Raw genomic sequence first — 12,101 nt, forward strand, 5'->3', positions numbered from 1 at the left:
GTCTAATTGATCATCTGAATAACTTCTGGCAAAGGACACTTGCCTACCTCAATCCCTCTTCCGAACCTCGTGTGTGGCAAATTCAAGACGCTGGTAAAGTGACCTGGAATGCTTATGATCCCACGACAAGAGAATCGATCAAGCAAGTCTCTGTTCAGGAATTACGTGTGTGGTTAGAAGAACTGCACTATCAAAACGTTTAATTGCGATCGCAATATTTCAAGCCTTACTCTGCCCAGGTTTCTGCAAGCTATCAGAACTGGGCTTTTTTTGTCTCTAGCTTTTTGGCTTCTTTACCAAGATGGGGAGTAGAGCTATGTGGCTGTCACCAGTTTGCTTAGGACATTTGGGGTGGGGCGCTTCGCGCCCCACCCCAAATGTCCTTGATTGCACCTCGACAAACACAAACAAGCTGTCAAATTCGCCACAGCCACAGCCGTTGATTGGCAGTAGATTTTTGACATTCTTCTCGAAGGGGCGAAATTCAATGGAAGCGAGTGCTTTTCTCTCAGTCGATCGCGCTAAGCCGCTCTGTGACCAGTCCCATGTCGGACACAACCGCTGGCACCCTGAGATTGAACCCAAAGTTGAAGTTGAGCCGGGTCAGGTGATTGGCATGGAAACGCTCGATGCCTTCGATGGACAGATCAAACCCGATACGACTCACGAAGCGGTCGGGCGGTTGAATTTGGGATTGGTGCATCCCCTCACGGGGCCTGTTTATGTCAAAGGCGCAGAACCGGGAGATATTCTAGAAGTCACCGTTCGTCAGATTGATCCCCAACCCTTCGGCTACACCTTGCAAGTCCCAGGCTTTGGCTTCTTGCGAGATTTGTTTCCAGACCCCTACATTATTCGTTGGAACATCGCCAACGAGACAGCAACCTCAGAGGACTTGCCGGGTGTCAGCATTCCGGGTGCTGCGTTCATGGGGGTGATGGGTGTTGCGCCGTCCCACGATCTGCTGCACAAGATTTACGCGAGAGAGGCTGAACTGAAAGCCAAGGGAGGAAATGTCCTGCTGCCCGATGCCAAAAACGCGGTTCCCAATTCGGGAATTGCTACTCAAGCCATGCGGACGATCGCCCCCCACGAAACAGGTGGCAACCTGGACATCAAGCAACTGACGGCAGGCACCACTGTCCGGATTCCGGTCTATGTCCCTGGTGCTTTATTCTCGGCTGGAGATGCCCACTTTGCACAAGGCGATTGTGAAACCTGCGGCACAGCCGTAGAAATGGGTGCAACGTTCTATGCCTCGTTTCAGGTGATTAAAGGGGAAGCTGAGCGTCTGGGAATTCGAGACACCCAGTTTTACCGCAACGACTACTTCACGACTCCGCAAATGGCGGTTCCACAGCGATTCTTTGCCACGACTGGGCAGTCCTACACGCGCGAAGGAGTCAACTATTCTGAGGATCTGACCGTTGCCGCCCGCAATGCGCTGCTGAATATGATTGATCATCTTGTGGATCAGCGAGGGTTCACTCCGCAGGAGGCTTACGCGATTTGCAGTGTCGCGGTTGACTTGAAGGTCAGCGAGATGGTAGACGTACCGAACTTCGTGGTTTCTGCCTTTTTGCCCCTCGATATCTTCGTTTAGGCTTCAAGTAGCCTCTTGAACTTGAGCCATTTTAGAATGTCAAGTCTAGGCTGGCTGAGCGATCGTCATGGCTTGAGGAGAACGGGAAAAATACCCCATTAAACCATCTGGGTCGTTCTGTTCTGCCAACTATTCAACCGAGGGGTTTGAGATTCAAATGGTTAAATCTCAGAGTTAAATCTCAGAGGCTTTACTCCTTGACATCGCCTCGGAGCGTTTTGATCTGCCCCCGTTTGGCTTTACTGTCGAGCCGCTTTTGCTTGGCACTGCGCGAAGGCTTCGTAGGTTTGCGGTTTTTAGGGATGACTGTCACGCTTTGGAGCAACTGTTGGAGGCGGATGAGCGCATCTTCTTTATTTTGCTCTTGGGTGCGATGCTGTTGGGCTTTGATGACAATAACGCCATCTTTGGTGATGCGGCTATCACCCAGGTTGAGCAGGCGCTCTTTGTAGAGGGGAGAAAGGGAAGAGGCATTGATATCGAAACGCAGGTGAATGGCAGTAGCAACTTTGTTGACGTTTTGCCCCCCTGCGCCCTGCGAACGAATGGCACTTAGCTCGATTTCACTGGGAGGGATGGCGGTGCGTTTGGTAATTTCTAGCATAAATGGGGGAGGACTTTAGGCAACGCCATAACCAGTATAGGGTCGTTTTAGTTGGGTGATAGTGAGTGCTGATCGCCATAAGTTTCAGAGGGTCAGGGGTCGGTAAGAGTGGACTCCAGGTATCGATCGCCCGAAACCCGCGCACATGGAGCTTTACCCGCTGCTATCGATCGCTACAAAGGTCTAAACCCCATACGCATCAATAAATCTTGTCCTTCCTTAGTCTTCAAAGTTTTAGCATAGGCTTGCCCTGCTTTCTCATGCTCTTTTTGCCATTCTTCAACCTGATTCCCGTAGTAACGTTTTACCACTATGGACACCGTTTCATGCTGAAGATCTTGAGGGTATGCAGAGTTCACCGACACAGGTGAATAAGCGCTAGTTTCGTTTTTACAGATTTCTCTAGGCTTAAAGGTGATGGCAAACGGAAGAACGGGTTTGTCACCCGCTTCAGCAATGGGCATGGGTTTTACTGTAGATGTGTCCTGAGTGAAATAGTTGTAAATTAACGCAGAGGGGGCAAGATATATTCCACCAGGAGTTTCACTGACTTTTTGTCTTCCAAGCTCGCTATTATCAACAGATTGAACCGTCGAACCAAACGGTTGACCCTGCAAAACATATTTCTGGAAGGCATAAGCTTTGCCTTGATTAGCCGCCTCTTCTTCTGCTTTATTGATGAAGGGAATAATAGCTATATTCTCTACTTGAGAGCCTCTAAAATCTTGCCAATTTAGCTGTTTATCGCTGGTATAAATTTTTCTCAAATCGGCTAGGTTGAGTCCACCAAACATTCTAAGATCTAGATCGGGATGAACAGCGATCGCGGTAACATCTTGTGCCACTGGATACTCTTCAAGAATAAATCCTTTTCCCCTCGCGTTTTCTTTTTGTTCATCCGTCAAAGCCTCGGCAAGAGGAAGCGAAGATACTGCAAACGCAATATCTTTCTCATGGCTGACCAATAACTCAATGGCAGTGAGAGAATTAACCCGCTTTCCTTCTAAGTTAAGATCGCTAGGCAGGGTGAAGGTAGGATTAAAAGAATTAGTGGCAAGAAAATCAAACTGAGTATCAATTCCAACGCCACTTCCTTCACAACGCAATGAAGACCAGGTAGAGGTTCCGGTATACTTGAATGTCCCCGAAGGGAAATCGATGTTAGAGAGTTGCGGAGGGGTCATGGTTCCCATAGCGACAATCATCACGGCGATTACCATACCAGACAATAGTACGTAGGCTAATGGATAACGTCGTATCCTTTTCCATCTCCTTTGCCACCGTTGGATGCTTTGTGCTGGCTGTAAAGGCGTAGCAGATGCAGTTTCTAGATCTGGGGAGGTCAACTGTAGCTGTGGAACGTCTGAAGTAACAGAGGGTATATCCTGGGCTTGTTCGATTGGAACAAAAGGTTCTGGAGAAGGTTTAGGAGAACTTTGCTCAAATACTCTTTGCTCAAATATTAAAGATGAAGGTCTTTGTAATAGGATAGGAATTAAATGTTCTGGAGTTTTAGCCCGTCGAATTGCACTCCGACCTAATTTGTACGAAAACTCAATTGATTTCCCAGCCCCTAATCCATCATAAAACCCGACAACGAATTCTATAGCTGCTCTATCACTAATGGCTTGGCTCATGCCAATGACATACTTGACATGCTGAGCGATCGCTCTTGCCTGTTGTTCTGAGTAACAGGCATTCAGTAAGACGCACTCAATCCTGATGCAGCTTGTTAGGAGTTCAAATAAATCTGCCAGAGCTTCTCCATCTACGAGTTGAGCCTGACCCGTCTCGTCTTCAAAGACCAATCCTTCCTCTCCCTCGCCATGTCCACAAAAGTGAATAATTTGGGGTTCATAGTCCAAAATGGCGCGATGAATGCCTTTACGGCTGACAGCCCATTTCGTTCTGACCTCAAAGCGTTCGCGCTCCCGTGAACGTTCTAGCCCTGCTTCAATTTCGTGAGCTTCTTCGTCTAACCGCAATCTCTTCGTATTTTTGGGATTTGCTGCTAGGATTAGAATTTTTTCTGGGGAAATACTATTCACAGCATCTAAGCGGTAATGAGATCTACCTAAAGTTTATGCTCTCTTCTACCCAATTGGGCTGACTTTATCCATCCCCAGCAGATCGCAAGTTAGGATTTTGTGGCGCGCTCCGCGCGCCACAAAATCCTAAAAGCTGGATTTCAAAGGCGCAGAGCGCCTTTGAAATCCAGCTTTTAGGAAAAATAGGAAGACTTTGCGCTCTACTGATCCCTTCTGGTAATCAAAGGGCGCTTCTGGCAAACTAGCGGCTGGGCAAACTTAGCGTCAGTGCCGTCTGTCCCTCTGGCGCTGAGTCAAGCACCAAGTCGCCATTGTGTGCCCGCGCGATTTCCCGTGACAGGCTGAGTCCTAGCCCAATTCCCTCTACTTTGCGAGTTCGGGCAGGATCGCCTCGATAGAAGCGATCGAAAATACGAGGACGATCGCTCAGGGGCATGGTGTTAGACGCATTAGAGATGGTCACCTGTACAGACAGCCTCTGCCGAGCCTGAATCCGTATCCATCCGTTAGGCAAATTGTACTTGATGGCATTGCTCACCAAATTTTGCAACACTTGAGTCAAAAGATCGCGATCGCCCCACACCCACAAATCGCTGGCCACATCGGCCTCTAGCGTCAGATGGGGTGCCAGTAGCTCCATATCTTCAACAATCACGGCTAGCAGCTCTGACAGGTTGACCTCAACCTTATGCAGGCTCATCTGTCCAGCATCAGCAAGCGATAGCAGCAGCAGCTTGCGCACAATGCCGCTCAGGCGACGAACTTCATCCAGTAAATTGCTAAGGTTTTGCTGAACTTCCGAGCCTGGTTCAGCATGATAGAGCGCCTGTTCTAATTCTCCCTGCAAAATAGCAAGCGGTGTTTTAAGCTCATGTGCTGCATCTGCGCTAAACCGAGAAGCCTGCTTGAAGCTCCGTTCTAGCCGCTCTAACATTTGATTAAAGACTTGAATTAACTCTACGAACTCAACATCAGTAGCCCCCAGATGGATCTGCTGATCGAGTCCGGCAACGGTCACTTGCTGAATCGCTGCTGTTAATCTACGAATAGGACGCAATGCTCTACCTGACAATCCCCAGGCTCCTCCCGCGACCAGTAGCAGAGTTCCAGAAATAGCAACCAGAAAGATGTTGCGAATCACATCCATTTCTTGGTCAATCGCCTGAAGACTAATAGCGATCGCCGCCTGAGCACGAGGAGTGCTTACTGCTCCAATCCGCCAATCTCCGGTAGCCGTGCGCTGAGTTTGAATGCGAGGATTGGGAAACATGCCGCCCATTACAGAAAAAGAGCGATCGAGATTTCTCGGAGATTTTTCTGTTCCCAGAGCTAGATCGTTCTCATCCGGCGAGACTGGGGGAATGAGTAAAGGAGGAAAGAAATTTTGCAAATTTATTTCTGCAAACTCTTGCCCAGACTGATAAAGTACCTCACCCTGACTATTCTTGACTAATACTGCAGTCGGCGTGTCAGCATCGGCTCCTAGCTCTAGCGATAGCGAAGCGCCAAAAGCCTGCCATTCCTCTGGCGATCGAGGACGGGTAGCCCGCTTCGCCTGACTTTCTAGTTTGGCATCCAGGCGGCTAACTTCGGCAACATAAATCAGCCTCCAAGCAATAATGCCAAAACCTACTAGAGCACTCCCCGCCAAAGCCACCGAGAACAAGGCAATTCGGAGCCGAAATGAGCGAATCATGCTGACTCCGACTTGCGAAAGCGATATCCAACTCCGCGTACACTCTCAATCCAGCTTAATTCATCTCCTGAATCAACTTTCTTGCGGATTCGCTGAATGCACACATCTACAACGTTGGTATTGGGATTGAAATCATAGCCCCAGACATGCTCTAAGATTTGAGTCCGAGTAAATACACGCCCAGGAGAACGCATAAGATATTCCAACAAATTAAACTCTCGTGTCGTCAGCTCAACCAGCTGTTGATTACAAGTCACTTCACGGGTAATTCGATCGAGTTTTAGTAATCCCACCGAGAGAAAGTTTTGGCGATCGCCCGCACTTCGTCGCACTACCGCATGAATTCGGGCTACCAGTTCTTCGACAAAAAACGGCTTAGCCATGTAATCATCGGCTCCCAGATTCAGCCCTTCTAGCCGATCGTCCAGCTCATTGCGTGCCGTCAACAAAATCACGGGCGTATTTTTTCCCGATCGCCGCAAATGCTTGAGGATAGACAGCCCATCTCTACCAGGAACCATAATATCCAGCAACAGCACATCATACTCATGGGCGATCGCCTTGGCATAGGCTTCGTCACCATTGTCGCAATAGTCAACGACGAACCCTTGCTCCCTCAATCCAACTTGGACGAAGCTGGCAATCTTGGACTCATCTTCCACAAACAGAACGTGCATTGTATCCACTGCTCCATTGTAGGTCTGACAATGGCGGAATCGAATTACAAAACTGTAATTCAGACGGGTCGCCAAAGATCATTTTCAACGCATTTAATTCAGGGTATAGACCACATTAACTTGCTTAGGAAAGGAATGAAAGCTATGAAAATTCAGCGTCTGTGGATGCTCTCTATCACTTCTCTAGTGATTGTTGGGGCGCTCGGCTGGACTGTATCTGCTACCGTATCTGCCAAAACTGCCCTCAGCCCAAATCTGCTAGTACAGGCTTCCCCTGAAGACCCCGCTCAAGGACAGATGAGAAAAGAGCGCCGCCGTATTGACTTTTCTGCGGCAGCGGCTCAGCTTGGAACTACCGAGGCAGAGTTGAAAGAAGCCTTGGGAGTGCCCGCTCGACCCCCTGAAGGCGATCGCCCAGAAAATCGCCCAGAAAATCGTCCAGAAGGCAGCCGTCCGGCGCGACCCAGTTTCCAAGAAGCTGCAACCCAGCTTGGCGTGAGTGAGGAGCAGTTGACTCAGGCGCTTGGACTCACGATCGATCCTCAGACTGGCGAACCCTCACGTCCCCGGAATCGTCCTGATTTGCAAGCTGCGGCAACAGAGTTGGGAGTTACAAAAGAGCAACTCAAGGCTGCCCTAGGAATGCCTGATCGTCCTCCGACAGAAGGCCCTCAAGGTCGTCGAGGACGGCTAGATATTGCGGGTGCAGCGACTAAGCTTGGCGTGACTGAAGATCAGCTCATTCAGGCGCTTGGGATTCCAGCTCGTCCGGCTGGCGATCGTCCTGGCGATCGTCCTGGCAACTAGACTACTGGGCAGCCTTCAAGCCAGCCTGATGGTCGCTAATCTGATTTTGTAGGCAGGGACATCTACCCTGAGTCAAGTCGAAAATCCTAGCTTGTTTTGGGCGAGGCACTTCTATCCAGCCCAAAACAATTTCTTGCCCCCTCACTACAATGGTCTCGTAAACAGCAGTTTCGTCATCCAATACAACAGCGAGTATGAAACTTGATTCGCCTCCCCGAACAGCATTGATGCCATTGGTAAAGAATAAGCGGCTAACCCGCTGGCTGGTTGGGCTACTGGCTCTGGGCTTGCTGGCAGGAGGCGGATACCTGGTTTACCGTCAGATGACCACTGCTTCACGGCAGGAAGCTAGGCGGCAAATGCAGACAGTCGCCGTGAAGCGATCGACCTTACCCATCACGATTTCCGCCAATGGCACGGTGCGACCCAAGCAATCCACCAACGTCAGCCCCAAAAACTCAGGACGGGTCAAGAGCATCATTGTCGAAGAAGGGGACATGGCAGCATCAGGGCAAATCCTCGCCTATATGGATGATTCTGACCTGCAAGGACAGCTTCTCTCCGCTCAGGGGCAGCTTGCGTCGGCTCAGGCCAATCTGCAAAAGACGATCGCTGGCAATCGTCCCCAAGAGGTCGCTCAATCGCAAGCGCAACTCAAGAGTGCAGAGGCAAGTCTGCGTCAGGCAGAGTCGGATTTGCGGCGCAACCAGCAGCTCTATAACGAAGGAGCGATCGCCGCTCAGGCACTCGATACAGTTCGCACCACGCGAGACACCGCGCAAGCTGCTGTAGAACAAGCTCAGCAGGTTACAGGTCTGTCGCAAGCCGGAAGCCGCCAAGAAGATATTGATGCGGCGCGGGCAGAAGTAACTCAGGCAGAGGGAAATCTCAAGACGATCGAAACTCAAATTGACGATGCCATCATCCGTGCACCTTTCAGCGGCACCATTACCAAGCGCTATGCCGATCCAGGTGACTTTGTTGCGCCCACCACATCCGCCAGCGACACCTCCTCTGCAACTTCTTCCTCTATCCTGTCTCTCGCCTCCACCTATCAAGTCGTGGCAAAGGTGGCTGAAACAGATATCGCCCGAATCAAAGTTGGGCAGCCCGTTAGCCTGAAAGCCGATGCCTATCTCGACCAAACTTTTACTGGACGCGTGGCACAAGTTGCGGCAGAGGCAACCGTGACCAGCAACGTCACCAGTTTTGAGGTGAAAGTGGACATTCTCTCAGACACTCAGCGTCTCCTGCGTCCCGGCATGAATGTAGATGTGGAGTTTAAAGCGGGTGAACTGACCAATGTTTTGACGATTCCCACCGTGGCGATCGTCCGGCAGCAAGCGGGAGAGGGAGTGTTGGTGGTGAACGAGGGAAAATCGCAATTCACGCCCATTAAAACGGGCACTACGGTAGGCAACCAAACTGAAGTTCAGTCTGGACTAGAGGACAATCAGCAAATCCTGATTAGCGCGCCCGCTTCGTCCTCAGCACCTGCTTCGTCGGGCGGCAATCGATTGTCTTTGCCGGGACTCAATCCAGGCGGAGGACGGAGGCAGTGAAAACAAAAGCTCAAGTCAGATCTGCCCCGGTGATTCATCTCCAGCCTGTGTCGATCGCCGAAATTCTTTCTATGGCGGCTGAGGCGTTATGGAGCAACAAACTCCGCACGTTGCTGACCATGCTGGGGATTATTATCGGCATTACGGCGGTGATTGCGATTACCTCGATCGGTCAAGGGGTACAAAAGGCAACGGAGCAGCAGCTTCAAGGCTTAGGAACCGATATCTTGCAGGTGCAGGCGGGTGCAGCTCGGAGCGGCAACGTCAGTCAAGGGGGCGGTTCCGCCTCAACCTTAACCTGGGACGATGCCCAGGCGATTCAGAGCCAGGTTTCGTCAACTCAGTTGGTTTCGGCGTATCTGCAACAGACGGCGCAGGTGGTTTCTGATCAGCAAAATATTTCTACCACCATCATCGGCACCGACGCAAACTACGCAGATGTGAGAAACACACATCCCCAGGAAGGGCGATTTTTCACGCCCGAAGAGATAACCGCCGCCAAGCCATTAGCCGTTATTGGCCCTACCGCTCGCGACGAGCTGCTGGGCACAGGCAGCGTTGTAACCGGGGCAAGAATCCGGATTCAGGGAGAGAGCTATGACGTGATTGGCGTCATGGAGCCGAAAGGCTCTCAAGGGCCGTTTAATCTTGATGAGCAGGTCTATATTCCGCTGACTAACATGTCGGCGCGGCTGGTGGGAAACAACGCCCTTGCCGGAATTGCTGTCCGAGGCATCTATGTGAAAGTCAAAGCTGAAGATCAGAGCAATCCTGACCCCATGAATGCCGCCCAGTTTCAAATCACAAATTTGCTGCGCGTCCGCCACAAAATATTTCCGCCCGCTGCCGATGATTTTAGACTAACCAACCAATCTGATGTGATTAGCACGCTGACAAACGTCGTGGGGATGTTCACGATTATGGTGGTGGCGATCGCTGCTATCTCCCTCGTTGTGGGCGGCATTGGTATTGCCAATATCATGCTTGTATCAGTGGTAGAACGCACCCGCGAAATCGGCATTCGCAAGGCGATCGGGGCCACCAACACCGCAGTCTTGAGCCAATTTCTGACCGAGGCAGCCGTGATTTCGATTATCGGCGGGGCGATCGGCATTGGGCTAGGAATTGCTATTGGATTTGTCACCGCTTTGATCTTCAAGTTTCCCTTTGTGGTTTCTCTCTGGTCAATCGTGCTGGGATTCGGTCTATCGTTTGTGATCGGCATCATTGCAGGTGTAATTCCGGCACGTAATGCTGCCAGACTTGATCCGATCGCCGCCCTCAGGAGCGATTGATATGGCTACCATGATCTGGATGGAAGAAATCCGCAAAACTTACCGATTGGGAGAAATTGATGTTCCCGTACTAAAGGGCATTGATTTGGCGATCGAAGAAGGAGAATATGTCGCCATTATGGGTATGTCGGGTTCCGGAAAATCGACGCTGATGAATATCCTGGGTGGACTAGATCGCCCCACGTCAGGACTCTATGTGCTAGAAGGCTATAACCTCAGCGGACTGACCCAAGACGAACTCGCCTATATCCGCAATCGTCGGATTGGCTTTGTGTTTCAGCAGTTCAACCTACTGTCTCGCTCCACGGCGCTCGAAAACGTCATGCTGCCGATGATCTACGCCAACATTCCTAAACCCAAACGTCGCCAGCGGGCGATCGAGGCTCTGACCCGCGTCGGGTTGGGCGATCGCCTTTCCAATCGACCTAGCCAGCTTTCGGGAGGTCAGCAGCAGCGAGTAGCGATCGCCCGTGCCTTGGTGAATCGTCCCGCGCTAGTCTTGGCAGATGAACCTACCGGAGCTTTGGATACCCAAACTTCTGCCGAAGTGATGGAGCTGCTCAGCGATTTAAACCGTCAGGGAATCACGATCGTCATCGTCACACATGAGCCAGATATCGCAGCTCAAACCCATCGCACGATTCACGTCAAAGACGGGCTGATCGTCTGATTGCTCAAAAACTTTTAATGGGCTACTTTTTCTTTCCTCCAACTGCGAAAGGTTATGGCTGCATTCACAGCAGTCAGGACGGGGACATTTTTGAGGGCGCGCTCCGCGCGCCCTCAAAAATGTCCTAAGCCCGATAATTATGGGCTATATTTCTGCCTTAAGAGAGTGAAGCAGGCGATAAGGATGAATTTTTGAAGGAGGCTGGCTTTATACGTTCTCTGAAGAATCCCGCTACGTTTGCCACTTGAGATAGAAAGAGCAATAAAGCTAGTAGGATGCCTGACTGAGAAGAGGACTGTGTAAGTGGATAAGTAAGAAGATTAAAGTAGAACGAAATGGGTTCAATTTGGATACGGTCATGAATTCGCTGGGTACGCACTTGGTGAAAGCAGAATGCTCCTCGACCATAGTTGAAATGCTGCCGCCAAAATGTCTTGAAAGTTAATTGATGGGCATGGTATACCTTGACCTGTGGTGCGTAAACCATCTGATAGCCTTGGTGCAGCCAGCGATCGCAGAACTCACGATCTTCACCTGCGGCTAGCGGAAATGTTGTGTCAAACCCCTTGAGCAACTGAAAGGTAGCCGTAGATAGCGCAAAGTTATTCGAGGCAAAAAAGCTGGCTGTCGCCTCAGCGTTGTAGTAGCCATAGAGATAATCAATCAAAAGCTGGCTAGCTGTTGAGTACAAATTTTCTGGCAGTGCGTTGAGCGTTTTTCCGCCCACCAGCGCATCAGGGGTCAATTGAAACTGAACCTCAAGGGCAGCTAGCCAATCAGAAGTAGGGATACAATCATCATCTGTGAAAACGATGAATTTTCCCTGGGCGATCGCCGCCCCGGCGTTACGGGCACTGGCAGGACCTGCGTTTGCCTGCCGCAAAAGCGTTAGATTCAGCACCGCTTGCAAGGGTTCAATCACTGAAACAAGCGGTATTTTGCTACCATCATCGACCACAATCACTTCAAAATTCTCGCGAGAGTAGTTAAGTTGTGAAATTGCTTCGAGGCATTTGTGCAGGCGATCGGGACGGTTATAGGTAGGAATGACAATGGAAAAGAGTAGCGGTTCTTGAATCATATTTTGTGTCATAAATGTTTGGCTGAGAGATAGTTTTTCTTAAACTATAGTTTTCTTA

10 protein-coding genes and 1 pseudogene are annotated in these 12,101 nt (G+C 50.4%); 6 read left to right on the forward strand and 5 right to left on the reverse strand.

Annotated features, from left to right (window positions below; translation table 11 throughout):
- Together AC5JMP_RS07875 and AC5JMP_RS07880 are read left to right on the forward strand one after the other, a co-directional pair.
- A pseudogene (locus AC5JMP_RS07875) lies at positions 1-203 on the forward strand (hypothetical protein); the annotation flags it as partial.
- 284 nt (positions 204-487) lie between these two features.
- A complete protein-coding gene (locus AC5JMP_RS07880; protein WP_495850899.1) occupies positions 488-1,603 on the forward strand; it encodes an acetamidase/formamidase family protein in 1,116 nt (371 codons plus the stop codon).
- Between the two features lie 190 nt (positions 1,604-1,793).
- On the opposite strand, the gene arfB is transcribed toward AC5JMP_RS07880, so the two are convergent.
- From arfB to AC5JMP_RS07900, 4 genes are all read right to left on the reverse strand, one after another.
- Positions 1,794-2,207 (reverse strand): alternative ribosome rescue aminoacyl-tRNA hydrolase ArfB, encoded by a 414-nt coding sequence (arfB, locus tag AC5JMP_RS07885; RefSeq protein WP_495850900.1) that lies wholly within the window; start codon positions 2,205-2,207, stop codon positions 1,794-1,796.
- Between the two features lie 173 nt (positions 2,208-2,380).
- Positions 2,381-4,255 (reverse strand): CHAT domain-containing protein, encoded by a 1,875-nt coding sequence (locus tag AC5JMP_RS07890; protein WP_495850901.1) that lies wholly within the window; start codon positions 4,253-4,255, stop codon positions 2,381-2,383.
- A 241-nt stretch (positions 4,256-4,496) separates the two neighbouring features.
- On the reverse strand, positions 4,497-5,951 hold the full coding sequence (locus tag AC5JMP_RS07895) for an ATP-binding protein (protein ID WP_495850902.1): 1,455 nt from the start codon (positions 5,949-5,951) through the stop codon (positions 4,497-4,499).
- The gene (locus tag AC5JMP_RS07900) at positions 5,948-6,628 is read right to left on the reverse strand and encodes a response regulator transcription factor (RefSeq protein ID WP_495850903.1); all 681 of its coding nucleotides are present in this window, start codon (positions 6,626-6,628) and stop codon (positions 5,948-5,950) included. Before AC5JMP_RS07900 ends, AC5JMP_RS07895 begins: the two co-directional genes overlap by 4 nt.
- Before the next feature lie 144 nt (positions 6,629-6,772).
- Between AC5JMP_RS07900 and AC5JMP_RS07905 the strand changes: the two genes are divergently transcribed.
- The 4 genes from AC5JMP_RS07905 (at position 6,773) to AC5JMP_RS07920 (ending at position 10,962) form a co-directional block, all read left to right on the forward strand.
- A complete protein-coding gene (locus AC5JMP_RS07905; protein WP_495850904.1) occupies positions 6,773-7,435 on the forward strand; it encodes a hypothetical protein in 663 nt (220 codons plus the stop codon).
- 194 nt (positions 7,436-7,629) lie between these two features.
- Complete coding sequence (locus AC5JMP_RS07910) at positions 7,630-8,997, forward strand: efflux RND transporter periplasmic adaptor subunit (RefSeq protein WP_495850905.1); 1,368 nt, start codon at positions 7,630-7,632, stop codon at positions 8,995-8,997.
- A gap of 71 nt (positions 8,998-9,068) precedes the next feature.
- Positions 9,069-10,292, forward strand: a complete 1,224-nt coding sequence (locus tag AC5JMP_RS07915) for an ABC transporter permease (protein WP_495850950.1) — start codon at positions 9,069-9,071, stop codon at positions 10,290-10,292.
- Between the two features lies 1 nt (position 10,293).
- The gene (locus tag AC5JMP_RS07920) at positions 10,294-10,962 is read left to right on the forward strand and encodes an ABC transporter ATP-binding protein (protein ID WP_495850906.1); all 669 of its coding nucleotides are present in this window, start codon (positions 10,294-10,296) and stop codon (positions 10,960-10,962) included.
- A gap of 157 nt (positions 10,963-11,119) precedes the next feature.
- On the opposite strand, the gene AC5JMP_RS07925 is transcribed toward AC5JMP_RS07920, so the two are convergent.
- A complete protein-coding gene (locus AC5JMP_RS07925; RefSeq protein WP_495850951.1) occupies positions 11,120-12,043 on the reverse strand; it encodes a glycosyltransferase family 2 protein in 924 nt (307 codons plus the stop codon).
- Between the last annotated feature and the right edge of the window lie 58 nt (positions 12,044-12,101).

The sequence above is a fragment of the Drouetiella sp. genome (assembly GCF_059504425.1).

What these genes read in the sequence shown, in the direction of transcription:
- AC5JMP_RS07925 (WP_495850951.1), bottom strand. Translation starts at nt 12,043, where the DNA reads ATGATTCAAGAACCGCTACTCTTTTCCATTGTCATTCCTACCTATAAC.
- AC5JMP_RS07895 (WP_495850902.1), bottom strand. Translation starts at nt 5,951, where the DNA reads ATGATTCGCTCATTTCGGCTCCGAATTGCCTTGTTCTCGGTGGCTTTG.
- AC5JMP_RS07905 (WP_495850904.1), top strand. Translation starts at nt 6,773, where the DNA reads ATGAAAATTCAGCGTCTGTGGATGCTCTCTATCACTTCTCTAGTGATT.
- AC5JMP_RS07920 (WP_495850906.1), top strand. Translation starts at nt 10,294, where the DNA reads ATGGCTACCATGATCTGGATGGAAGAAATCCGCAAAACTTACCGATTG.
- arfB (WP_495850900.1), bottom strand. Translation starts at nt 2,207, where the DNA reads ATGCTAGAAATTACCAAACGCACCGCCATCCCTCCCAGTGAAATCGAG.
- AC5JMP_RS07910 (WP_495850905.1), top strand. Translation starts at nt 7,630, where the DNA reads ATGAAACTTGATTCGCCTCCCCGAACAGCATTGATGCCATTGGTAAAG.
- AC5JMP_RS07915 (WP_495850950.1), top strand. Translation starts at nt 9,069, where the DNA reads ATGGCGGCTGAGGCGTTATGGAGCAACAAACTCCGCACGTTGCTGACC.
- AC5JMP_RS07880 (WP_495850899.1), top strand. Translation starts at nt 488, where the DNA reads ATGGAAGCGAGTGCTTTTCTCTCAGTCGATCGCGCTAAGCCGCTCTGT.
- AC5JMP_RS07900 (WP_495850903.1), bottom strand. Translation starts at nt 6,628, where the DNA reads ATGCACGTTCTGTTTGTGGAAGATGAGTCCAAGATTGCCAGCTTCGTC.